This is a genomic window from Brumicola pallidula DSM 14239 = ACAM 615, from assembly GCF_000428905.1.
GTDB classification, from domain to species: Bacteria; Pseudomonadota; Gammaproteobacteria; order Enterobacterales; family Alteromonadaceae; genus Glaciecola; species Glaciecola pallidula.
In genome coordinates this window covers 206,883-230,143 of sequence record NZ_KE386815.1, presented here as the reverse complement: position 1 = coordinate 230,143, position 23,261 = coordinate 206,883, and the positions used below count along the sequence as shown (strand labels likewise).

Sequence of the window (23,261 nt, the reverse complement as noted above, 5' to 3'; positions counted from 1 at the left end):
ATAAATATATAATTGTAAAAAAGGACGATAATATGTATGAAACAGCCCTCCATCTTCATGTGAGCGCTGTGGTAATTAGTTTAGCCCTGTTCTCATTCCGCTTTGCACTCACGCTAAAAGGCAGTGATGTATTGCAAAGGAAGTGGCTTAAAATAACACCACATGTTGTTGACACAGTTTTATTAGCAACGGCCATTTGGTTACTGACGATTTCTAGCATGGTAAACTTAGTCAGTGTCTTTAGGCGTTTTTGCTGTAGCTGCTTAGCGTCAATATGCTGTAAACTGGAACGATGACCATAGGATTATTCTGTTGTGATTACACAAGTTAAAGTACAAAATGTAACCGTTGATAATAGTGCACCATTTGTTCTTTTTGGTGGCATGAATGTGTTGGAATCGCGGGATTTAGCAATGCAGATTGTTGAAAAATATAAAGAAATAACAACTAAATTAGGCATTCCATATGTCTTTAAGGCATCATTTGATAAGGCAAACAGAAGCTCTGTTAATTCTTACCGTGGTCCTGGTTTGGAAGCGGGTTTAAAAATTTTTGAAGAAATTAAAAGTCAATTCCAAGTACCTATTATTACAGATGTTCACGAGGCTTCCCAAGCAGCACCGGTTGCTGAAGTTGTGGATGTAATTCAATTGCCTGCGTTTTTAGCTCGTCAAACTGACTTGGTGGTAGCGATGGCAAAAACTAACGCGGTGATCAATGTGAAGAAGCCGCAATTTTTAGCACCACATGAAATGCGCCACATTATTAAGAAATTTGCCGAGGCAGGAAATCAAAAAATTCTGTTGTGTGAACGAGGTTCTTGTTATGGCTACAATAATTTAGTTGTTGATATGTTGGGGATGGACGAAATGAAAACTATGGCACCGGTTATTTTTGATGCCACTCACGCACTGCAGCAACCGGGTGGACGCAGCGATTCTGCTGGAGGTCGCCGACAGCAAGCTGCTGAACTTGCTCGTAGTGGCATGGCATTGGGTATTGCTGGTTTGTTTATCGAGTCCCATCCTAATCCGGATGAAGCCAAATGTGATGGTCCATGTGCGCTACCCTTAGATAAGTTAGAAGGGTATTTGTTGCAAATGAAAGCGGTTGATGACTTGGTGAAAAGCTTTGCGCCACTTAACATCAAATAGCATCTTAGCGACTCATCATGTTGTTGTATCTGAAAATGGTGGTTTGATAGCGTGATATTTAACAACGAAGCTGTGATCCTCTTGCATGGGTTGGCTCGCAACGCCTCTTCGATGAACAAGCTGGAGAGAGCGTTAAAAGAAAATGGATATCAGGTTGTTAATGTAGATTACCCGTCGACAAAACATGATATCGAAGCGCTTGCAGAATGGAGCATCGGTAACGCTATTAAAAAAGTGGCGCCAAATAGTAAAATTCATTTTGTAACACACTCGATGGGTGGAATTTTGGTACGCCAGTTTCTGCGCCAATATAAAATGCAAAACCTAGGTCGAGTGGTTATGCTGGGGCCACCCAATTCGGGTAGCGAAATTGTGGATTTGCTACAAAACGTACCTGGCTTCAAAACAGTTAATGGACCTGCTGGTTTGCAGCTTTCTGCGAAAAAAACTGCGTTACCTAATCAATTAGGTCCGGCTAATTTTGAATTGGGAATTATTGCCGGCTCTCGCAGTGTCAATTTGGTTTTATCAACAATGCTACCTATGCCTAATGATGGCAAAGTGTCGGTTCAAAGCTCCAAACTAGAAGGGATGTCAGATCACCTTACGATGCCCGTAACGCACACTTTTATGATGCGAAATTCAGCAGTTATTGCGCAAGTTATCCTATTCTTACAACACGGGGCGTTTAAGTCGCTTGCAAAATAGAGTGACTATGTCCGGCAACACTTTTTATATTTTTTAGCACTGCCACATGGACACTCATCGTTTCGATTAGGCGTAAATTTTCCTGACTTATCTTGCTCAACACCTGTGGTGTAATACCAATGTTCATCTTGCTTTATGAAACTGGACAGTTCATGCATGTAAAAATAGTCGGCTTCCAAGGCATAGGTCGCAATAAATTCGACAAACCCAGTAGCGTCTCTTTGTGACGATCCCAATACATCGAGTTTGAGCCACTTGGTGTTATTAGCAGACTCACGTAATGTCGACAAGCTTAGGTTTTGTCTTTGATCAGGAGCATAGGTTGCTAAAACGTAAGCATAGTTTTTGAGCGCATATGCACTAAACCGTGAGCGCATTAGTTGCTCTGGATCCAGTGCGCTTATATTTTTTATTATAGGCTCGCAACAATCTGAAAACAGACGATTGCTGCAACAATAACAGTACATATTTATCTCAATCTCAACAATGTATGCTAAGAAGATACTTAAAATGAGTGTATTGTTCTAGCGAAAGCGACAAAAAATAGATCCTAAGTTGTGGTGTTTTTACAATAAATCAAAAAATGAGTAAATACTGGCAAATTGACTTGTGCTAAAGCGACTCAAATAAGGCAGTCTCATCGGATGAGTTGCGATGTCTTACGCAAATCATCCTATTCCTATATAAAAATAGTTTAAATTCCTTTAAAATGTATGGCTTCGAATTATATGCGTAGATGATTGCTGTCAATAACCACAAACACTTGATTGTAATCTAACAACATTAAATTCGAGCAATCTCATTATTTTATTTTACAGTTTACAAGCATTAGGAATTTTAATGACTACTGATACATCCAAGATTATTTACACCATTACCGATGAGGCTCCAGCGCTAGCCACGCAATCATTATTGCCGATCATTAAGGCATTTACTGCATCTTCTGGTATTGATGTTGAAACTCGCGATATTTCTTTAGCTGGCAGAATCATTGCAAATTTCCCAGATTATCTAACTCAAGAACAACGTCTTTGTGACGCACTTGCTGAACTTGGCGAATTAGCTCAGACACCTGCAGCGAATATCATTAAATTACCAAATATCAGTGCGTCAGTGCCGCAACTTCAAGCTGCGATTAAAGAACTTCAGGCGAAAGGCTACGCTTTACCTAATTATCCAGAAAATCCGAAAAACGAAGAACAAGAAACAATCAAGCAAAGCTATGCAAAAGTGCTTGGTTCTGCAGTAAATCCGGTCTTGCGTGAAGGTAACTCTGATCGTCGAGCTCCGGCTTCAGTAAAGCAGTATGCTCGTATAAACCCACATTCAATGGGGGCTTGGTCAACCAATTCTAAGTCTCATGTTTCGCATATGGAAACAGGTGATTTTTACGCTAGTGAGCGGTCAACAACCATCTTAGGTGCACAAGACGTACGTATCGAGTTTGTTGTATCTAACGGCACGGTAACAACATTAAAAGAAAAAGTGTCGCTGCTTGATAAAGAAATCATCGATGCTTCGGTAATGAGTAAAGCCGCTTTAGTTAGCTTTTTTAACAAAGAAATTGACTTAGCCAAAGAGCAGGACGTCCTGCTTTCATTGCATATGAAAGCGACAATGATGAAAGTATCAGACCCTGTTATTTTTGGCCACGCAGTTGAAGTATTTTATAAAGACGTGTTTGCTAAACATGCTGATACCTTTGCTAAAATTGGCGTTGATGTTAAAAACGGTTTAGGTGATGTATATGCCAAGATCGCATCACTACCAGAGCAACATAAAGCTGAAATTGAAGCAGATATCGACGCTGTATATGGTACTCGCCCAGAGATGGCAATGGTTGACTCAGACCTCGGTATTACTAATTTACATGTCCCAAGTGATGTTATTATTGACGCCTCAATGCCAGCTGCAATAAGAGCTTCAGGTCAAATGTGGGGACCAGACGGTAAGCAAAAAGACACCAAGTTTATGATCCCCGATCGCAGCTACGCAGGTGTATTCTCCTCAGTTGTTGAATTCTGCAAGAAGCACGGTGCATTTGATCCAACAACCATGGGTACAGTGCCTAATGTTGGTTTGATGGCGCAGAAAGCCGAAGAATATGGTTCGCACGACAAAACCTTTATTTTGCCTGCAGCGGGTGTGGTTCGAGTTGTTGATACGGCGGGTGATGTATTGATTTCCCACGATGTTGAAAATGGTGATATCTGGAGAATGTGTCAGGCCAAAGATGCGCCTATACAGGATTGGGTAAAATTAGCAGTGACTCGCGCTCGTGCAACAAATTCGCCAGCCATTTTCTGGCTAGATGAAGACCGTGCACACGATGCGCAAATGATTAAGAAAGTGAATATATATCTTAAAGATCACGACACTGCGGGTTTGGATATTCAAATAATGAGCCCCGTTGAAGCTACCGAATTTACATTGCAACGTTGTGCAAAGGGTGAAGATACGATTTCTGTAACGGGCAATGTATTGCGCGATTATTTAACTGATTTGTTCCCGATATTGGAATTGGGTACAAGTGCTAAAATGTTATCTATCGTTCCATTAATGAATGGCGGTGGTTTGTTTGAAACCGGTGCTGGTGGATCTGCGCCTAAGCACGTTCAGCAATTTGAAAAAGAAAATCACTTACGTTGGGACTCGTTGGGTGAGTTTTTAGCATTAGCGGCTTCTTTAGAGCACTTAAGTGTAACGACGGATAAACCGAAAGCAAAAGTGTTGGCAGATACATTGGACAGAGCAACAGCGAAGTTCTTGCAAGAAAATAAATCGCCATCACGAAAAGTAAATGAACTGGATAACCGTGGTTCGCATTTTTATCTAGCTACGTATTGGGCGCAAGAACTTGCCGCACAATCTGGTGATCCTGAATTGAAAGCACAATTTATGCCTGTAGCCGAAAAACTAACGGCACAAGAAGCAACGATTGTTAACGAGTTGAATAGCGCACAAGGCGTCTCTGTTAATGTAAATGGTTATTACTTTGCAGATGATAATTTAGTTGCTGAAACAATGCGTCCGAGTGCGACATTAAATGAAATACTTGCGTCAGTTTAAAACGTCGGGGTGTTAACTGTATTTAAAGTTAACACCTTTTAGTCACCACAGACTGATTGCAAAACTAAAAGGTTAGATGAAAAATCATCTAACCTTTTTAGTTTTTGAGAGCACAATAAAGCTCACTAGGCATTAACAGCAAGTTGATGCTTTGCTAATCTAATAAAACCCAATAACCGATATTTATCAAGTCTGTCACAATCGCGACAAACTCAAGGTTATTGAGAACTTCTTCGTCAATATCTATACCGATGGCGACGTCTTTATTGTTGAGTAAAACTTCAAAAGCATCCTTTAGCGTGATGTCTACTGTAAATGAGGTTCCATCAATGAAAAACACGAACCTCTCAGACCTCTGTTGCTCCGCATATACTGGCTTGACGCCTGTCATTTTGGCCAACGATACACCATCCAGCAATTCACCGCGAACATCCTCAATAGTGTAATTTGCTTTTAGGGCTTCGTCATTTGGTAAGCCTTGACGGCTAAGTAATTGCAGAAGTGCATGCTCTGCTTGTTCAGAATTAATCAATTGATTAAGATGTTGCTTTATTCTGTCTATTTCAGCTGAATTAACCGCAGCGCTTGGTGTATTAATTGTTCTTAGGCCAAGTAATTCAGCATCGGTATAGCGCAGTGAAGTTGCAGGATCGATACTGTTCTCATCAACTAAACCGCTCAACAATTCAAGTGACGTAGGCGCTCTAAAACCGATACTGTAATTAAGGCAGTCGGTAAGGGCGACGCCATTATGAGGATGTTTTGGGGGGATGTAGACAACATCACCCGGTAACAGCACTTCATCAATAATAGGTACAAAATCATCAATCTGTTTTAGTAAAGGGTGGGGAATAGATTCTAAATAATCGCCGGGCACACCAACTTGCCAGCGCCTTGACCCTTTTCCTTGAATAATAAGTACATCATATTCATCAGTATGGGAGCCAACACCAGCACCTTCGTTTGAAAAGCTGATCATGACATCGTCAAGACGCCAGTTGGGGATGAAGTTGACTAATTGAGTTAGTTCGTCAACATCATCAATGTATTTGTCAACGCCCTGAACAAGCAAAGACCAAGCGCCTAAACATACATCTTCAAATGTCTCGAAAGGCCCCTGAGTTGCTGTCCATCTCCCGTTTAAGCAGGAAACAATGCGGCTATCTACTTCATCTTCTTGAGCTAAGCCAGCTAATTCATGTTCATCAATAGGGTCGTTGAATGACTTAACGAAACCTCTAATAATACATGGCTTTTTTTGCCAATATTCTGTCAAGAAGTGAGTTTGGTCGAATTTTTTGATGATCATTTTGCACCTAATAACTTATATACGGTAACTTGTCCTAAGCCTTTCAGCGGCTGCGTTAACCCAGAACAAAATCTAAAATTTTGCATACTATACAGCATGGTTTGTTGGCAGACCTGAATTTCTCTATTCGCGGCTGTTGATTCTAAGCGGGAAGCAAGGTTCATTGTATTCCCCCACACATCAAATGCGGGTCTTGATTGTCCAATAATACCGGAAATTGCATTGCCTGATGCTATACCCATTTTAATCCCAATATTTACACCGGCTTTAATTTCAAATTCTCGACTGATGGCGAGTGCAAATTGACAGCACTGTTGACTCGTTTCATAAGAGCTTAACGAGCTATTGCCCAGACCAACCGCGGCAATATATTGGTCACCATTAGTCTTTATTTTAGTTAGCTGATGTTGCTCTGCAATAGTATCAAATACACAATATATGCGGTGTAAAAACGTGACCAAATTTTTATCTGAGGTTTGGCGGCTATAAGGTGTGAACTCAGTGAAATCGATAAATATGATGCTAGCAAATGAATGTTCAGTAATACAATTTTCTAAACTCAAAGGCTCAGCTGACATAAGGTAACGCGCAATACTACTAGGGATCACCTTTTGTAATAGCTGTCTTGTTTTTTGCTCTGTCATTTGCATTTGTTGCCAACTACGATTGATCTGTCGGCGGATCCATGTGGCCAGCAGGAAACAAGAAATTGAGAGTGTCCATGTGTTGACATTTATGACACCAAACTGCCAATCTTCCCTACCAATAGAAAACACAAATTGGGTTTGGAAGTAGATAAACAATCCACAAAATATACACAGTGTTATCCACAAGTACTTGGTCTCCCGAGGATGAAAAAAATAGAGACAAGCAAACATGCCCAGTAAAAAGTAAAATTGAATATTTAGGTTTATTTGCCATAACAAAATAGCAGTGATGAGATAGCTAATATAAGTCAAGATTAGCAAGCACCTAGCTAATTCAAACAGATTCAATTTACTTAAGAAAAATGCGGAAGAAAAAAAACTAAGGTGCAATAGCATATTGATTATGTGCATATGTACACTGGGGATATCCGAAAAGCATAATAGTTTTAACGATTGAACAAACAAAACTAAACACAAAAACAAACAAATTCCGGCTAATATCTCAGCTCTCTTGCTTGGTTTTGATTGAATTGTTAGGGGGGGAGAATTTAATCGCTCAAAATACTGTTTAAGCACAGGCAAAACATGCAACATGACACACATCCTTGTGAGTCTTTAATTAAGCGTCTATTTTTTCAGGTTATTGTTCTGCAAGCAACTGATCAACAAGCCTGATTGCATCACCTATATAGTTTGCCGGCGTCAGTTTTTTCAATTCAACTTTGACTTCCTGCGGCAATTCTAAATTATCGATGAACTCAGCCATTACTGCCGCATTGACCTTCTTACCACGCGTCAATTCTTTGAGTTTCTCATAAGGTTTTTCAATGCCGTAACGACGCATCACTGTCTGAATAGGTTCAGCCAGTAATTCCCAGTTATTATCGAGTTCAGCAAGTAAGCTTGGTTCGTTAAGTTGTAACTTGCTTATGCCTTTCAATGTTGCTTGATAAGCAATGACCGCATAACCTAAACCGACACCTAAGTTTCTTAAAACGGTGGAATCAGTTAGATCTCGTTGCCAGCGGCTGACCGGTAGTTTTGTTGCTAAATGACCTAAGATGGCATTCGCAATGCCTAAGTTACCTTCTGAATTCTCAAAGTCGATTGGGTTGACTTTATGCGGCATTGTGGACGAGCCAATTTCACCAGCAATGGTTCTTTGTTTGAAATGACCTAAGGCGATGTAACCCCATATATCGCGATCAAAATCGATGAGTATAGTGTTGAAACGAGCGATCGCATCATATAATTCAGCAATGTAATCATGCGGTTCAATTTGAGTCGTAAAGGGATTCCATGTGATACCCAGTCCACTAACAAAATCGCCTGCAAATTTATGCCAGTCTGTACTTGGATATGCACTCAAATGGGCATTGTAGTTACCTACTGCACCATTGATTTTGCCTAACAGTTCGACGTTTGCAATTTGCGCTCTTTGACGTTTCAGACGCATTGCCACGTTTGCCATTTCTTTACCCATTGTTGTAGGCGAGGCTGGTTGGCCATGAGTTCTCGCCATCATTGGAACACATCGGTATTCTTTGGCTAAGCGAGTAAGCTCAGAAATAAGTTGGTCACAATAGGGGAGCAATACATCATCACGACCGCCTTTGAGCATCAATGCATGTGATAGGTTATTAATATCCTCTGACGTACAAGCGAAGTGAATAAATTCATTAATGGCTTGTAGTTCGGCATTATCCGCTACTTTTTCTTTTAGGAAGTACTCTACTGCTTTGACATCATGATTTGTTGTTGCTTCAATATCTTTAACACGTTGGGCGTCAGCTTCACAAAACTGTTCAATAATATTGTTTAACAGAGCATTCGCGTGTTTACTAAGAGTAGGGATCTCCGTGATGTCTTGATGTTTTGCGAGTGCTTGTAGCCAGCGAACCTCAACAATGACACGCTGCCTAATTAAACCATATTCGCTGAAATATTCTCTCAACTCCTTTGTTTTTGTGCCGTAGCGGCCATCCACAGGCGAAAGAGCAGTAAGTGCGGATAGGTTCATTGTGTGTCCTTAAAAATTATAAATTACGAATTAAATATGCATTTTACATTTGAGTCGCAATGCATTTCCACCCTTTCTGTGTTAGGAAATGACGCGTACAGCTTGCTTAGCCGCTGTTAAAATCTGATTTTTGTTAAATAATATGTGTCTTCTTTTGCCTCCCATTTGGCGCCACAGCACTGCAGAACGAACACCAGCGAGAAGCAATGCGCGCACTTTGTGTTGATTCGTTTCCAAACCAAGGTATTGCTGATTTCCAGCTATCTGAATTTTCGGAGAGAGTGGGCTGACGACATCGGTGTACACGCTTGCTAACGATGACATTATTTGAGTATGCTCGATATCGATATGCGCCAATTGACGTTGTACGTGCGATATCCGCTCGCCCAAGGTATTTAACGCAGTGGGATGTTTACTTAGCTTTCGTTCTAAACTCAACATCGACGCTACATAACGCGTTATTTCGGCATCTTTGTGGCGGCTTTCATTGTCTAATTGTGCGAGCAATGTATTAAAACCCACAGTTAAATTAGGTAGGGAACCGTAGACTTGTTGTGGATTGTCTGGCGCCGTGACCAAAATACTTGAAATACTTGTCTCAATGGCTTGCGCATCAGCACTACCTTTTCTAGCCACACTTTGCACTAATGCTGCGGCTTGACATACTCCCGCGAGGGCTATGTGACGTTCTATATCAGGGCTAATCATTTATTTTTTACCCTTATGCTTCAGCAATATTTGTTGGAATTTTTTTAACTTCGTTGTCAACCAAGTAGCCTTCTATTATGCCACCACCTAAGCAGGTGTCTTCGATATAAAAGACAGCTGATTGGCCTGGTGTGACGGCCTTTTGAGGCTCATCAAAAATGACTTTTACATTACCATTGTTATCAGGTGTAACAGTACAGGGTATATCTGCTTGACGATAACGAGTTTTTACCATCATTTTGCCTGCTTCGACTGGCCCTTTTCTGTCAACCCAATGCAACTGATTTGCAATTAAGCCGTCAGAATAAAGGCGTGGGTGGTTAGCACCTTGGCCAACAACTAAAACATTACGCGATACCTCTTTATCGACAACGTACCAAGGCGCCTCGCCGTGTTCTTTTTTGCCACCAATAAGTAAGCCTTTACGCTGTCCTAGTGTGTGGTACATGAGACCATCATGATGACCAATCTCTTCACCTTCGGTGGTTTCAATAACGCCCGGGCTAGCAGGTAAATATTGGCCAAGAAAATCTTTGAATTTGCGTTCACCGATAAAGCAAATGCCGGTACTGTCTTTTTTGTTGTGTGTTACCAGACCTTGCTGCAGGGCAATCTCACGCACTCTTGGTTTCGCTATAGCGCCAACAGGGAAGAGTGTTTTAGCGATATGCTCATGACCGAGGGTGTATAGAAAATAACTTTGGTCTTTGTTGCTATCATGGCCACGAACCATCTTCCACTTACCATCTTCAAACTGGCGTTGCACATAATGACCTGTCGCAATGTAGTCGGCACCTAAATCTTCTGCTGCGAATTCTAAAAAAGCTTTGAACTTGATTTCTTTGTTGCACATTATGTCTGGATTAGGTGTTCTGCCAGCTTTATATTCTTGCAGAAAATATTCAAATACATTATCCCAGTATTCTGCAGCAAAATTGATTTGATGAAGATAAATACCAAGTTTGTCGGCTACCGCTTGTGCATCAGCTAGATCCTCGGCTGCCGCACAATATTTGTCATTGTCGTCTTCTTCCCAGTTCTTCATAAACAAACCTTCAACTTGGTAACCTTCTTGTTGCAGAAGATAAGCTGACACTGAAGAGTCAACACCGCCTGACATACCGACGATGACCTTTATTTCAGAGTTTGGTTTTGATGAACTAAGCGTATTATTGTGAGTCAACGAGCTGCTACCTTTTTTATGTTGATACGAATGGCCGGTGATTTAGGGCACATATAATAGCAATTTTTAACCAGGGTTTATAGTTTCTCATAGTGTAAAATTGACTAATTTAGTTCGCTTTTGGTTGAACTCAGCTCAACATACTCACCACTGGCTATGTTGTCTAATGTCCAATTGCCAATACTATATCGAATAAGTCGCAGCGTAGGGAATCCGATATGCGCTGTCATACGACGAACTTGCCTATTTCGTCCTTCTGTAATGGTGATGGACAACCATGTGGTAGGAATGTTTGCTCTAAACCTCACTGGCGGAGTTCTTTCCCATAAGTCAGGGGCAAGTATTTGTTCAACTTTAGCCGCTACAGTCGGACCATCGTTCAAAGTTATACCATTACGCAACTTGTCTAAATCGGATGCACAAGGTTGCCCTTCTACTTGTACCCAATAGGTTTTACTGGTTTTATTTTTTGGCGATGAAATTTTATTTGCTAGTTTACCGTCATTGGTCAATATCAACAGTCCCTCACTGTCACGATCAAGACGGCCGGCAGCATACACGTTTAAAATAGGAATAAAGTCTTTGAGCGTTTTGCGCTCCTGTTGGTCAGTAAATTGCGTCAGCACCATGTAAGGTTTATTAAAAAGGACCGTTTTTTTCGGCTCTGACGGCTTATTTTCTTGTTTTTTTCGGCGTTGACTAAAATACGTTGATTGTGAGTTTTTCACGAAAATTGACTGCCTAAACTTTATTCTCAGTATTTAATGAAAATAATTATGCCACGAAGTCGTGTTTAGCGTAAGAATCTTTTTACGTTCATCTCCGTTTGAAACGTATTGAGCCCTCATTTTGTCAATCAAGAATGCCGTAATAGGCATTATTTTGGACTATTTTGTAACTAAACATGGATGCCTTAAGTATAATTTTCAGACACAAAAAAGCAGGACCATATCCCACTTTTTTATCTCTGTTTATACGCTTTTAAACGGTTTTCGGCTATCTGTCTGGCTCTTCGTCATTTAAGCCAATGTTTTCCGCATGTAAACCTTTTGGACCTTGTTGGACTTCATAAGTCACGTCTTGGCCAGCTTTGAGAGAGCGGTATCCATCCATTTTGATAGTCGAATAATGCGCAAATATATCTTCGCCGCCGTCTTCGGGTACAATGAAACCGAACCCCTTAGCATTGTTAAACCACTTAACTTTGCCTAATGCCATGCTATTTCCTTTTCTTGATCCTTGAATTACAGCAAATTTGTCCCCACAATAAAAGGGACAACGAAGTGATGTTAACCAAAAAAGCATCACGTACTAAAAATGTATGTTTTTTGACCAGTAATTGTCAAGTACAAATTAAGTATTATGACAATTTATTAAAAAAACTGGTCCTGTTCTTATTTTTGACACTATTATAGTAACTATGACTAAACAAAATATAATTAGCATTGACGGCGAAAAGCAAATTGACACCGTTAAGAAGAAAGTTGAGCCGCCGCCGATGTACAAGGTGATGCTTAACAATGATGACTACACGCCTATGGAGTTTGTGATAGAGGTGCTGGTGACCTATTTCAATATTAATCCTGAAAAAGCAAATCAGTTAATGCTTACCGTACATACCCAAGGTAGGGCTGTTTGTGGCATATTTACTGCAGAGATTGCAGAGACCAAAGTGATGCAAGTGAATCAACATTCACGAAAATACCAACATCCATTGATGTGTACAATGGAACCGGCGCAATAGTAAGGGGAAGAAATGTTAAATAAAGATTTAGAACAAACATTGAATGAAGCCTTTGTTTTCGCGCGTCAGCATCGTCATGAATTTATGACTGTAGAGCATTTGTTACTTATGTTGCTCGACAATTCTGCCGCTAAAGAGGCGTTGAAAGCGTGCGGTGCAAGTATCGAAGCATTGCGCACAGAACTAACAGATTTCGTCAATGAAACCACACCTTTGATGTCGGAACAACAAAGCAGCGAGCGTGAAACGCAGCCAACGCTAGGATTCCAGCGCGTATTACAACGTGCAGTATTTCATGTTCAATCTTCTGGCAAAGGTGAAGTAAACGGAGCAAACGTACTGGTCGCTATTTTTAGTGAGCAAGAATCACAGGCCGTTTACATTCTTAAAAAGGCTGACGTTACTCGCTTAGATGTCGTCAATTACATTTCACACGGCGTTAGCAAAGCCGACGAAGGTTCAGATACGCCCGAAGAAGTTCAGGAAGAGGGCGCTGAAAATGAAGAAAATCAGTCGATGCTGTCGAAATATACGAGCAACCTAAATGTTGCCGCTAAAGAGGGCAAGATTGATCCGCTTATTGGTCGCGATCAAGAATTAGAAAGAAGTATCCAAATTTTATGTCGCCGTCGAAAGAATAATCCGCTATTAGTTGGCGAGGCTGGCGTCGGTAAAACGGCAATTGCTGAAGGCCTAGCGTATCGAATTGTGCAAGAAAATGTACCTGATGTTATTGCCTCATCCACCGTTTATTCACTTGACCTAGGTGCTTTACTCGCGGGTACAAAGTATAGAGGCGACTTTGAAAAACGTTTGAAAGGTATTTTAAAAGAACTCAGCAATGATCCTGATGCGATTCTTTTTATCGATGAAATTCATACTATCATCGGTGCCGGTGCAGCATCTGGCGGAGTCATGGACGCGTCGAATTTGTTGAAACCAAAATTAAGCAGTGGTGAGTTACGCTGTATTGGTGCAACAACGTACCAAGAGTTTCAAAGTATTTTTGAAAAAGACCGAGCACTTGCTCGTCGCTTCCAAAAAGTCGATGTTGTTGAGCCTAGTGTCAGCGATACGACAAAAATTTTGATGGGCTTGAAGTCTCGTTATGAGGAACATCACAGTGTGCGGTTCACGCAAAAGGCCTTAGCTGCGGCAGCGGAGCTCTCAGCTAAATACATTAACGAACGCCATTTACCGGATAAAGCAATAGACGTGATGGACGAAGCCGGAGCAAGTCAGCGTTTGTTGCCTGCTTCAAAGCGCAAGAAAACTATTAATGTCAGCGATATTGAACAAATCATCGCCAAGATTGCACGCATTCCTGAGAAGTCCGTGTCAAGCTCTGACAAGGAAGTACTAAAGAACCTTGGGCGCAATCTTAAAATGGTAGTGTTTGGCCAAGACAAAGCGATTGACATACTGTCAGACGCAATTCAGCTATCTCGTTCTGGTTTAGGTGATGAGTCTAAGCCAATTGGTAGCTTCTTATTCGCAGGTCCAACCGGAGTAGGAAAAACCGAAGTCACCCAACAACTTGCTAAGGTGATGGGTGTAGAGTTGGCGCGTTTTGATATGTCTGAATACATGGAGCGTCATGCGGTTTCGCGCTTAATTGGTGCACCACCAGGCTACGTTGGTTACGACCAAGGTGGATTACTAACGGATGCGGTTATTAAAAACCCATACTGCGTGGTTCTATTGGATGAAATGGAAAAAGCTCATTCAGACATTTACAATATACTATTGCAAGTAATGGACCACGGTACACTTACCGACAATAATGGTCGTAAGGTGGATTTCAGAAATGTTGTGCTGGTAATGACGACTAATGCTGGCGTGCAACAAACAATGCGCAAGTCTATTGGCTTCAAAGAACAAGACCATAGTCATGACGCAATGTCTGAGATAAATAAGACATTTGCACCTGAGTTTAGGAACCGACTTGATGGGATCGTTTGGTTTAATCATTTAGACGAGCAAGTTATTCTGCAGGTCGTAGATAAGTTTATTATCGCATTGCAGGCTCAGCTTGATCAGAAAGGCGTTTCATTAGAAGTTACAGATAAAGCGCGTGATTGGCTTGCTAAGAAAGGTTATGACAAGACAATGGGTGCAAGACCAATGGCTCGGATTATTCAGGAGAAACTTAAAAAGGAACTTGCTTCTGAGTTATTGTTTGGGAAATTAAGCAACGGTGGTGAAGTGAAAGTCGATCTGAAAAAAGATGAGTTGACTTTCGCATACGCTCCGATAACGAAAGCTAAATCTGAGGCTTAATCATTATTTTTTATTTTAGTGATTAAATAGAGAAATTAAAAAACCGCCGAAAGGCGGTTTTTTTTGAAACTTTTTTGCTTGTTTAAGTAATGAACAACATCATTGTAAGCTAGCATCGTCTGAGTCCGAGCGTTTAAATCAAAAGGAATAGTCCTGTTGACCTTAAGGCCTCAGCTTGACCATTAACGCGCTCTATAGATGATACGGCCTTTACTTAGGTCGTATGGAGTCATCTCAACGGTGACTTTGTCACCAGTTAATATACGAATGTAGTTTTTACGCATTTTACCTGAAATATGCGCAGTCACTACGTGACCATTTTCCAATTCTACTCGGAACATGGTGTTTGGTAGTGTGTCTAACACCGTACCTTCCATTTCAATACAATCTTCTTTTGCCATCTAAAGCAACAACCTCAATATGTTAGTCAATATTTTGCCGCGCAGAAAGTAACTCAAATGCACTGGTATGTAAAGGGATTCATGTGTTTTTTACAGATAAATGCCACTTATTGTCAAAGAAACGTTCATGCGGGTAAAAGTTCTGTTTGTAATTCATTTTTTTACATGCATCAACTTGGTAGCCTAAATAAAGGTAGGGAAGGTGCTCGTCTGCAGTTAATTGGATTTGCTGTAGTATAAAAAAGATACCAAGCGAGCGTTTGCTCATACTGGGCTTAAAAAATGTATATAGCGCGGAGTAGCCGTACTTGAGTTTATCGGTGACGGCAACTCCGATAAGTTCGTCATCCAAAAAGGCTTCGATAAAGATAGGCCGTTGCCATTCACAATTAACAAAGCCATCATATTGTTCTTTTGAGGCGGGGAACATAGCGCCATCAAAGTGCACATTATTGATGTACTTTTCGTATAATAAGTAATATTCGGACTTATTTTGCTGACTAATTTTTATCTGCAAATCTTTGTTTTTAGATAAAACGCGTTTTTGGCTTTTGCTGATAGTAAACGCTCTGGCTAATATTTTGATTGATTGGCACTGGTTGCAATGTAAACAGTGTGGCCGGTATATTTGCTCGCCCGAGCGTCTAAAACCAGACTCTGTTAAGTCTGAGAAAACATGTTGCAGAACAGCAGTGGGTTCAACACACACAAGTAACTGTTCTTTTCTGTCTGGCAGATAGTTACAGTCAAATTGTTGTGTAATACCAAATTTCAAATCAACTTTCCTAATGATTGAGAACGCCAAATTTCAGGATTTATTTTGCGGTCTTTATAATGGTCTAAACGTTTGAGAAATGAATCTCTAGAAACTGTTTCACAGCCTAAAGTGGCTAAATGAGGTGTTTCCATTTGGCAGTCTATAAAACCCATATTACCATTTTTCATATGTTGAACCAGTGCATATAAGCCAACTTTTGATGCATCTGTTCTAGAGTGAAACATAGATTCGCCACAAAAAACGCCACCAACAGAAACACCATACAGTCCGCCAACCATATCTTCTTTATGCCAAACTTCAATTGAATGCGCATATCCTGCTTCATGTAATTCAACATAGGATTGAACCATTTCATCGGTTATCCAAGTTTGTGTGCTGGTTTGATCAGCTTGTTTCAATCCAGACGCTTTTCTTGGTATCCGGGAACATTGATTAATAACCTCTAAAAAATTATTATTTAGCGTGACTTGATATTCGCCTTTTTTCAGTGATTTACGCAAGGTCTTGGAGGTATGAAATTTATCTAACTCTAATATGCCGCGGGGATCGGGTGACCACCAAAGATAAGGGTCTTCATTGCCAAACCATGGGAATATGCCTAAGCGATAAGCATTTATTAGCCTGTTAATTGACAGATCACCGCCAAACGCTAGTAAGCCATTAGGCTCATCTAGCGCAAAATCGACAGCGGGGAAATCATTCGTGTGGTCGAGTTTAAATAATTCAATCATGCGGCTTCCTGAGAGGAATTACCGCCTGTCTGAATGTTAGCAAACGACTACTGGGCATCCAAGAACTTTTCAGCATCAAGCGCTGCCATACAACCCGTTCCAGCTGATGTAATTGCTTGTCTATAAACATGGTCGCTGACGTCGCCGGCAGCAAAGACACCTTCAACGCTAGTTTGCGTTGCATTACCTTCTAGGCCACTTTTTACTTTGATGTAGCCATCTTTCATTTCTAATTGGCCGTCAAAAATGCTGGTATTAGGCGAATGACCAATGGCGATGAACACCCCCATAACATCAATTTTAGAGATATCACTGCTTTGCGTATCTTTAATGTTGATGCCGGTAACGCCCATATTGTCACCAAGTATTTCATCGAGTTCTTTGTTTAGATGCAATATAACGTTGCCGTTCTTTACTTTCTCCATTAAGCGGTCTACAAGTATCTTTTCACTACGAAAGCTCTCTCGACGGTGCACAACATGCACTTCTGAAGCGATATTAGATAAGTAGAGTGCTTCCTCTACAGCGGTGTTTCCGCCGCCAACAACAGCTACTTTTTGATTTTTATAAAAGAAACCATCGCAGGTTGCGCAGGCTGAAACGCCTTTACCCATAAATTCTGTTTCAGACGGTAAGCCAAGATACTTGGCCGATGCCCCAGTTGAAATAATAAGTGCATCGCAAGTGTAAACGCTTTGATCGCCCGCTAGCGTAAACGGTCGTTTGCTTAAATCTGTTGTGTGAATATGATCAATGATAATTTCAGTATCGAACTTTTCCGCATGCTTTTGCATACGAACCATTAAATCAGGCCCTGTTAAGCCTTCTGGATCGCCTGGCCAGTTTTCCACGTCAGTTGTGGTGGTCAATTGACCACCCTGTTCAATGCCAGTTAACAAAACGGGTTTTAAGTTTGCTCTTGCTGCGTACACAGCGGCTGAATAGCCTGCTGGTCCAGACCCTAATATAAGCAAGGGTACGTGTCTGGTTTGTGCCATGTAAATCTCCAAAAACTGCGTGATAGTGTAAGACCGATATTGGGATGGTTATTTTCAATTCAATGTTGATCTTTGCTTGTACGAGCAGAAGTATAAACTACTTTAGGAAAGCCTCCATGCTTAATCACTATATCTGCGATCGTTTTGTAATAATGAAGAAATATTGTTTCTTTTTTGTGCTAATATCAAGGCAATTCGGGTTTAGTTTAGAAACGGTGAACGTATATGACTAATCAACTACCAAATGTAATTCAGCAAGGCCAAAGCTACATGGACGCTTGGCCAATGCAAAAGCAACTGTATGGCCTTTTTCCCGAGTGCAGAATTATTGCCGCCACCAAATTTGGTTTCAAAGTGATGCCAGCGTTAGCCGTATTGACGGTTGCGGTGCAGTTCCATTTTATGGGATTGTCGCAACTGCCCCAAGCACTAACGTTGGGTTTATTCTTTTTAAGTTTACCGGTGCAAGGTCTCATTTGGCTCGGGTTTCGCTCGCAAAAAGTGCTACCGCCGGCTATAAAGGCGTGGTATCAGGACATTTACCTAAAGATGCAACAACAAGGGTGCGCTGTAGAGCACCCAAAGTCTCAACCACGATTTCATGAGCTAGCTTGCTTGCTGCGAACTGCGTTTTCTGAGTTGGACAAAGCATTTACCAAACATTTATTTTAAGTTATTGACACTCGGCTAATAACGTATTCAATCAGCACAAATTAACACGGCAAGTTAAAGTGCCACTGCAGGGCAGTTAGGCCGGTGTTAACAATGACTTGCATTTCTGGCAACGGTAACGGTGCTTGCCACGCGATACTTTGTTATGACGAACGGTGCTTAACATTATTAACTCATTGCAGTCACACCGATAAGCAAAATCTTGCATGCCAATATTGGCGACATCATATTTATGGGTAACGTTGGCATCTAAACTGAATAGCGAGCGCATAATACCCTGCCATTCGATGCCGTGTGGCTTCACCTTTCCAAATTTTTGATAGCAAATTATATGTGCAACTTCGTGAGGGATAACTTGATGTAAAAAGTCCTCGAAATTTTGTATAAATAGCTTCTTATTTAATTTGATTATATTTTTTTGTAAGTGCGCGCTTCCTGCAATTTTACCTCGCTGGTTTAAGCTAACAGAGGGCATTGCAAAGCGTGTTGAAAAGTACGTATTGGCAAGTTGACAGCTTTGTTCAATTGCTGTCTCTGCTGAGTTGAGAAGGTCGATATCGTTCATTCTTGTAGTTTACTGTAGGCATAAAAAAATGGACAGTCGAAACTGTCCATTTTTGCGTTTATGTATAATAACCTACCTTCAAAAACGTAACTTAACAGCCGTTACTTAGCGCTAAGTTTTACTCAACTTGGCATTCAATGCACATTGCATAAGTTGCCAGTGGGTCATTCAATTGTGTAAATTGTTTCAAGTCTGCATCTACTCTAGCCAATATTTCTTGGAAAGCACTTGTTTTCGGCTCAATATCTAAGCCAGAAAATACAGAGGCAGTTCCTGCTAAGAAACTCTGCCAGAACAATTCTTTATCAGACAATGTTTTAACAATATATTTAGTATCATAGTCCTCTAATTCGGCCAAGGCAGCAGCTGATTCAATCGCATCCTGCAAGTTCCCTAATTTATCTACCAAACCAAGTTCTAGCGCTTGCGTCCCTATCCAAACCCGACCTTGGGCAATTTTATCAACAGCTTCTGCTGTCATTCCACGTTCGGTCGCGACTAGGTTAATGAAGCGTTCGTATCCACGTTCAATGTTCATCTGAATAATTTGCTTGATACCAGGAGAAAGTGCTCGTGTCGGGCTCATACCAGCGAATTCGGTTGTACCTAAACCATCGGTTCTCACACCAACATATTCCAAAGTTCTTTCAAACGTTGTTATCATGCCGAAAATACCAATGGAGCCAGTTATGGTGCTAGGCTCAGCGATAATTTCGTCAGCACTTGCAGATATCCAATAACCACCAGATGCTGCATATGTCGCCATTGAAGCAACCACAGGTTTACCTGCTGCCTTAATGAGATCTATTTCTTTACGAATAACTTCAGAAGCAAAAGCACTACCGCCGCCTGAGTCAACTTGCAACACAACCGCTTTTACTTTGTTGTCTAGGCGCGCTTCTCTCAATAACGCGGCAGTGCTGTCGCCCCCTATTGTGCCCGGCTTTTGAGTGCCATCCAAAATAGTTCCTTTGGCGATAACAATAGCTACCTTATCTTTAGATGATTCAGGTAATGCAATCTTAGGTGTAATTAATTCTAAATATTTCTGATAACTAACGGTGTTATATCCTCGCTTATTATCAGCCTCACCTAATAGCGCGACCATTTCCTCACGGAATTCGTTGCGTGATCTTAAGCCATCTACCCAACCATTTTGCAATGCATATTCAGCAAAGTCACCGTTGACTGATTCAAATTTAGGGAGCAATTGTTCAATTTTCTCGTCAAAGTTGCTTATGTCCATTTTTCTTGCAATCGCAACATCTGATTTATACTGTGCCCATAGCTCGTTCATCCACATTTCATTGGCGAGTCTCGCTTCAGGTGACATGTCGTCACGTAGAAAAGGTTCTACAGCAGATTTAAATTTTCCTACTTTAAATACGTGTACTGAGGCGCGCAGTTTTTCTAAGCCTTCTTTGTAATACATTCTGTAGCGACCATAACCCTCAATAATCATCGCACCCATTGGGTTAAGATAAAGATTGTCAGCATGAGCGGCCAAGTAATATTGATTCTGTCCATAATAATCAGCCATTGCATAAATAGGTTTACCAGAGGTTTTAAAGTCGGTCAGTGCTGCCGCTACTAAACGCATTTTGTCTAAACCACCGCCACCAAGTCCACCTAATTGCAAGACTAAGGCCTTGATTCGTTTGTCTTCCTTGGCATTGTTGATGACCTTGACCAGATCTCTCACTAATACTTCCGGATTATCAGTAGCTTGACCAAATGCTTCTGCTGCAAATTTTGCAGCAGGTTCGACATATTGTTGCTCAATTACCAAGTTCCCGGTTAGGTTTAGGACTAGCGCACTGCTTTTATCTACCGTGGCTTTTTCACCGCTTGAATTGCTAATTCCAACAAGAACGGCAATCAGTATGATGAAGAATATAAGGTTCAAAACGAACTTTCTCGTAAAATTGATGACGTTCCAAGAACCGATAAAAAACGACTTAGTCCAACTCTTTTTCTCTGACATTTTATTAATTTACCTTTTAGTTTCCTTCATTATGCATGATATCGAATTGCTTTCACAAACGACAACACTTAAATGTAATTGTTTGTTACGGTTTAACTTGTTGCTCACTTAACCAAGCTTTAATTATTTGAGCTACTCCTTTGTGATCATGGTTTGCGTAGGTCATTAACAGAGCGCTTTGACGTCTCTGAATATGCGGCGCCTTCGCATGTTTACGCATAATGTGTTGGAGCGGCCTTAATTTTTCGGGTTGCTGCATCATAACTTCGCGTGTTGTTCTTTCTTTTAAGTACAAGAGTACATTACAATAGGATAAAACACAGTATGCTATATGCCTACGTTTTGTTTGCATAAAAATACTTTTGACTGTCTTTGTAATCCTAGACAGGTAACATAATTTATATACCGTTTTTTTGGAGACGAATGTGCAAGCTTTAGATCTATTACTAAACCGAAGTTCTCAACCACGATTGACCGAGCCAGCGCCAGAAGGAATTGTTTTGGAGAACATCATGCAAGCAGCTTTGCGTGCGCCAGACCATCGCTGTTTAACACCTTGGCAATTTATTGTTTGTAAGGGAAAAGGACTCGTTAAGTTAGGAGAAATATTCGAGCAGGCAGCAATAAGTTCTGGCGTTGGACAAGCTATTGTCGACCGAGCTATGCAACTTCCATTGCGAGCACCAATGGTCATTGTGGCTATTTGTAAGTACAAAGAAGACGATAAAGTCCCTTGGGTTGAACAGGTTGCATCAACTGCTTGTGCTGTTCACAGTATGCAAATGGCAGCATTGGCGCAGGGTTTTCAGGGCGTTTGGCGATCCGGGAGTTATGCCCAAGACAAAATTGTTAAAGATGCATTTGGGTGTTTTGAGCATGATGAAATTCTGGGTTTTCTTTATTTGGGCAGCAGTAAGTTGAAAACCATGGCAAAACTAAAACGCACAAGTAGTGCGTATTTCGATGTTTGGGAATAATCAGTTGCAGACGCTTTCTGTATATCTTCAAGCGAGATCATTGGAACGTTCAGCGATCTCGCTTGAAACAACACACGTGTTGACATTTTTGAGAGACTTTATGCCTCTATTTTGAAAGTGAGTCCTGCATTATCTCGTAAGCGTTTTATTAATGCATTACCCAGCGCTGGAGCAGTTGTATAAAATCCACCTTGAATATTGTCCACATTTTCCACTAAACACAAAGCGCTTTCAGCAATCATTCGAGACGTTGAACCGTAACCAGGATCAACTTCACCTGCAACGCTAACAATATGTGTTTTGTTGTTAATATCTTGGCCGACAAACATGACGTCGTAAAAACCATTGTCACGTTCTTCCTTGGTCGGACCTTCGCCTGGCTTAGGACCGTCATCGCCACCCAATGACTTATCGCTCGCGACAGCATTTGCTGTTGCTTCGCCACGCTCACCAGGACCAGTAAGCATCATTTCATCATATTTGAAATTATGCCCATACTGATGGCCGAGTAACATATTTGAACGATGTACATTACGAGTGTTAATTGCGGCCATGATAAATGGTGCAACCCAACTTCCTAAAGCCTCATCAAAATAAGGTTTTTCACCATTTGGTTGTTCGACAGCATTGGTTGTTGATGCCAGAGCATATGGGTTTTTTAGCACTTCCATCACGCTTGGGTCTGCAAATGCAGCTTTCATAGTGGCTTTCAAACTGGCTGCAGTGCCGCCTGAGAATTTGCCTTGCATTTTACGCACTCGACCTTTGACATATTCAAGGGGGGAACCCGTTTCAGCAATTACTTTCTGCTGTAAATGGAAAACGCCAAGGTCAAAAGGTATAGAATCGAAACCACATGAAAATATAATTTTAGCGCCACTGCTTTGCGCTTGTGTTTGATATTTAGTAATCATGTCGTGCATCCAAGTTGGTTCACCACAAAGGTCAACGTAACCAGTACCAGATACAGCACAGGCTCTTATCAAGTTTTCACCGTATAATTGATAAGGGCCTACTGTGGTTAACACAACAGCAGTTTGCTCGACTAAGTTAGCGATACTATCCGCGTCTTCGCCATTAGCCTCGATTAATGGCGTGTCGGCAGGCGCATTTAATTGGTCTCGGACTTTGGCGAGTTTTTCCAAGTTCCTACCAGCCATTGCCCAGCTAATTTGGTCATTACCTGCGTATTGACTAAGAAAGTATTCGACAACTAGCTTACCGGTAAAGCCAGTGGCGCCGAAAATTACAACATCATATTTTTTATTTGCGGTATTTAACATGCTTGTCTCTTTATTAAAATATTGTCAGTCTAGCCTTTAACTATACGACC

The 23,261-nt window shown here is 41.1% G+C and carries 23 protein-coding genes; 8 read left to right on the top strand and 15 right to left on the bottom strand.

Annotation, left to right across the window (positions count from 1 at the left end):
- Positions 1-32 precede the first annotated feature (32 nt).
- Genes G399_RS21760 through G399_RS0114870 form a run of 3 tightly spaced genes read left to right on the top strand, consistent with a single transcriptional unit; the run spans position 33 to position 1,862 of the window.
- Positions 33-296 (top strand): SirB2 family protein, encoded by a 264-nt coding sequence (locus G399_RS21760; RefSeq protein ID WP_081585762.1) that lies wholly within the window; start codon positions 33-35, stop codon positions 294-296.
- 18 nt (positions 297-314) lie between these two features.
- Entirely contained in the window at positions 315-1,154 is an 840-nt protein-coding gene (kdsA, locus tag G399_RS0114875) for a 3-deoxy-8-phosphooctulonate synthase (protein ID WP_006010430.1), read from the top strand.
- Between the two features lie 51 nt (positions 1,155-1,205).
- Positions 1,206-1,862 (top strand): esterase/lipase family protein, encoded by a 657-nt coding sequence (locus G399_RS0114870; protein ID WP_006010428.1) that lies wholly within the window; start codon positions 1,206-1,208, stop codon positions 1,860-1,862.
- 5 nt (positions 1,863-1,867) lie between these two features.
- Here G399_RS0114870 and G399_RS0114865 read toward each other — a convergent pair whose 3' ends face one another.
- A complete protein-coding gene (locus tag G399_RS0114865) occupies positions 1,868-2,329 on the bottom strand; it encodes a YchJ family protein (RefSeq protein ID WP_034897331.1) in 462 nt (153 codons plus the stop codon).
- A gap of 373 nt (positions 2,330-2,702) precedes the next feature.
- Between G399_RS0114865 and G399_RS0114860 the strand changes: the two genes are divergently transcribed.
- Positions 2,703-4,931 (top strand): NADP-dependent isocitrate dehydrogenase, encoded by a 2,229-nt coding sequence (locus G399_RS0114860; protein ID WP_006010422.1) that lies wholly within the window; start codon positions 2,703-2,705, stop codon positions 4,929-4,931.
- A 154-nt stretch (positions 4,932-5,085) separates the two neighbouring features.
- Here the strand turns inward: G399_RS0114860 and G399_RS0114855 are convergent, their stop codons facing one another.
- From G399_RS0114855 to cspD, 7 genes are all read right to left on the bottom strand, one after another.
- Positions 5,086-6,240 (bottom strand): cupin domain-containing protein, encoded by a 1,155-nt coding sequence (locus G399_RS0114855; RefSeq protein WP_006010420.1) that lies wholly within the window; start codon positions 6,238-6,240, stop codon positions 5,086-5,088.
- Complete coding sequence (locus G399_RS0114850; RefSeq protein WP_226988939.1) at positions 6,237-7,199, bottom strand: adenylate/guanylate cyclase domain-containing protein; 963 nt, start codon at positions 7,197-7,199, stop codon at positions 6,237-6,239. Before G399_RS0114850 ends, G399_RS0114855 begins: the two co-directional genes overlap by 4 nt.
- Before the next feature lie 328 nt (positions 7,200-7,527).
- Positions 7,528-8,907, bottom strand: a complete 1,380-nt coding sequence (gene purB / locus G399_RS0114845; protein WP_006010415.1) for an adenylosuccinate lyase — start codon at positions 8,905-8,907, stop codon at positions 7,528-7,530.
- Positions 8,908-8,988: 81 nt separating this feature from the next.
- Complete coding sequence (hflD, locus tag G399_RS0114840) at positions 8,989-9,615, bottom strand: high frequency lysogenization protein HflD (protein WP_006010409.1); 627 nt, start codon at positions 9,613-9,615, stop codon at positions 8,989-8,991.
- 13 nt (positions 9,616-9,628) lie between these two features.
- Positions 9,629-10,798: a tRNA 2-thiouridine(34) synthase MnmA gene (gene mnmA / locus G399_RS0114835; RefSeq protein ID WP_006010408.1), complete on the bottom strand. Its 1,170-nt coding sequence runs from the start codon at positions 10,796-10,798 to the stop codon at positions 9,629-9,631.
- Positions 10,799-10,902: 104 nt separating this feature from the next.
- Positions 10,903-11,526, bottom strand: coding sequence for a pseudouridine synthase (locus tag G399_RS0114830; RefSeq protein ID WP_006010407.1), 624 nt, complete (start codon positions 11,524-11,526; stop codon positions 10,903-10,905).
- Positions 11,527-11,794: 268 nt separating this feature from the next.
- On the bottom strand, positions 11,795-12,016 hold the full coding sequence (gene cspD, locus G399_RS0114825; RefSeq protein ID WP_006010405.1) for a cold shock domain-containing protein CspD: 222 nt from the start codon (positions 12,014-12,016) through the stop codon (positions 11,795-11,797).
- A gap of 202 nt (positions 12,017-12,218) precedes the next feature.
- Between cspD and clpS the strand changes: the two genes are divergently transcribed.
- Together clpS and clpA are read left to right on the top strand one after the other, a co-directional pair.
- A complete protein-coding gene (clpS, locus tag G399_RS0114820; RefSeq protein WP_006010401.1) occupies positions 12,219-12,542 on the top strand; it encodes an ATP-dependent Clp protease adapter ClpS in 324 nt (107 codons plus the stop codon).
- 12 nt (positions 12,543-12,554) lie between these two features.
- Positions 12,555-14,822: an ATP-dependent Clp protease ATP-binding subunit ClpA gene (clpA, locus tag G399_RS0114815; RefSeq protein WP_006010399.1), complete on the top strand. Its 2,268-nt coding sequence runs from the start codon at positions 12,555-12,557 to the stop codon at positions 14,820-14,822.
- 182 nt (positions 14,823-15,004) lie between these two features.
- Here clpA and infA read toward each other — a convergent pair whose 3' ends face one another.
- From infA to trxB, 4 genes are all read right to left on the bottom strand, one after another.
- Positions 15,005-15,223, bottom strand: coding sequence for a translation initiation factor IF-1 (gene infA / locus G399_RS0114810; RefSeq protein WP_006010397.1), 219 nt, complete (start codon positions 15,221-15,223; stop codon positions 15,005-15,007).
- A gap of 79 nt (positions 15,224-15,302) precedes the next feature.
- The gene (locus G399_RS0114805; protein WP_026843775.1) at positions 15,303-15,998 is read right to left on the bottom strand and encodes an arginyltransferase; all 696 of its coding nucleotides are present in this window, start codon (positions 15,996-15,998) and stop codon (positions 15,303-15,305) included.
- Positions 15,995-16,732 carry a leucyl/phenylalanyl-tRNA--protein transferase gene (aat, locus tag G399_RS0114800; protein ID WP_006010395.1) on the bottom strand — a complete coding sequence of 246 codons (738 nt, stop codon included), beginning with the start codon at positions 16,730-16,732 and terminating at the stop codon, positions 15,995-15,997. Before aat ends, G399_RS0114805 begins: the two co-directional genes overlap by 4 nt.
- A gap of 47 nt (positions 16,733-16,779) precedes the next feature.
- Entirely contained in the window at positions 16,780-17,730 is a 951-nt protein-coding gene (trxB, locus tag G399_RS0114795) for a thioredoxin-disulfide reductase (protein WP_006010393.1), read from the bottom strand.
- Between the two features lie 225 nt (positions 17,731-17,955).
- On the opposite strand from trxB, the gene yfbV reads away from it, so the two are divergent.
- Positions 17,956-18,402 carry a terminus macrodomain insulation protein YfbV gene (gene yfbV / locus G399_RS0114790; RefSeq protein ID WP_006010392.1) on the top strand — a complete coding sequence of 149 codons (447 nt, stop codon included), beginning with the start codon at positions 17,956-17,958 and terminating at the stop codon, positions 18,400-18,402.
- Between the two features lie 76 nt (positions 18,403-18,478).
- On the opposite strand, the gene G399_RS0114785 is transcribed toward yfbV, so the two are convergent.
- Together G399_RS0114785 and sppA are read right to left on the bottom strand one after the other, a co-directional pair.
- Positions 18,479-18,967 carry a SprT family zinc-dependent metalloprotease gene (locus tag G399_RS0114785; RefSeq protein WP_006010391.1) on the bottom strand — a complete coding sequence of 163 codons (489 nt, stop codon included), beginning with the start codon at positions 18,965-18,967 and terminating at the stop codon, positions 18,479-18,481.
- Positions 18,968-19,085: 118 nt separating this feature from the next.
- Positions 19,086-20,951, bottom strand: coding sequence for a signal peptide peptidase SppA (sppA, locus tag G399_RS0114780; RefSeq protein WP_006010389.1), 1,866 nt, complete (start codon positions 20,949-20,951; stop codon positions 19,086-19,088).
- 425 nt (positions 20,952-21,376) lie between these two features.
- On the opposite strand from sppA, the gene G399_RS0114770 reads away from it, so the two are divergent.
- Positions 21,377-21,928 carry an NAD(P)H nitroreductase gene (locus G399_RS0114770; protein WP_006010385.1) on the top strand — a complete coding sequence of 184 codons (552 nt, stop codon included), beginning with the start codon at positions 21,377-21,379 and terminating at the stop codon, positions 21,926-21,928.
- A 98-nt stretch (positions 21,929-22,026) separates the two neighbouring features.
- Here G399_RS0114770 and G399_RS0114765 read toward each other — a convergent pair whose 3' ends face one another.
- Positions 22,027-23,211: a saccharopine dehydrogenase family protein gene (locus G399_RS0114765; protein ID WP_006010384.1), complete on the bottom strand. Its 1,185-nt coding sequence runs from the start codon at positions 23,209-23,211 to the stop codon at positions 22,027-22,029.
- Between the last annotated feature and the right edge of the window lie 50 nt (positions 23,212-23,261).

Coding starts and splice junctions, on each gene's coding strand:
- G399_RS21760 (WP_081585762.1), top strand. CDS start 33: ATGTATGAAACAGCCCTCCATCTTCATGTGAGCGCTGTGGTAATTAGT.
- G399_RS0114865 (WP_034897331.1), bottom strand. CDS start 2,329: ATGTACTGTTATTGTTGCAGCAATCGTCTGTTTTCAGATTGTTGCGAG.
- G399_RS0114860 (WP_006010422.1), top strand. CDS start 2,703: ATGACTACTGATACATCCAAGATTATTTACACCATTACCGATGAGGCT.
- G399_RS0114855 (WP_006010420.1), bottom strand. CDS start 6,240: ATGATCATCAAAAAATTCGACCAAACTCACTTCTTGACAGAATATTGG.
- purB (WP_006010415.1), bottom strand. CDS start 8,907: ATGAACCTATCCGCACTTACTGCTCTTTCGCCTGTGGATGGCCGCTAC.
- hflD (WP_006010409.1), bottom strand. CDS start 9,615: ATGATTAGCCCTGATATAGAACGTCACATAGCCCTCGCGGGAGTATGT.
- cspD (WP_006010405.1), bottom strand. CDS start 12,016: ATGGCATTAGGCAAAGTTAAGTGGTTTAACAATGCTAAGGGGTTCGGT.
- clpS (WP_006010401.1), top strand. CDS start 12,219: ATGACTAAACAAAATATAATTAGCATTGACGGCGAAAAGCAAATTGAC.
- clpA (WP_006010399.1), top strand. CDS start 12,555: ATGTTAAATAAAGATTTAGAACAAACATTGAATGAAGCCTTTGTTTTC.
- infA (WP_006010397.1), bottom strand. CDS start 15,223: ATGGCAAAAGAAGATTGTATTGAAATGGAAGGTACGGTGTTAGACACA.
- aat (WP_006010395.1), bottom strand. CDS start 16,732: ATGATTGAATTATTTAAACTCGACCACACGAATGATTTCCCCGCTGTC.
- trxB (WP_006010393.1), bottom strand. CDS start 17,730: ATGGCACAAACCAGACACGTACCCTTGCTTATATTAGGGTCTGGACCA.
- yfbV (WP_006010392.1), top strand. CDS start 17,956: ATGACTAATCAACTACCAAATGTAATTCAGCAAGGCCAAAGCTACATG.
- G399_RS0114785 (WP_006010391.1), bottom strand. CDS start 18,967: ATGAACGATATCGACCTTCTCAACTCAGCAGAGACAGCAATTGAACAA.
- sppA (WP_006010389.1), bottom strand. CDS start 20,951: ATGTCAGAGAAAAAGAGTTGGACTAAGTCGTTTTTTATCGGTTCTTGG.
- G399_RS0114765 (WP_006010384.1), bottom strand. CDS start 23,211: ATGTTAAATACCGCAAATAAAAAATATGATGTTGTAATTTTCGGCGCC.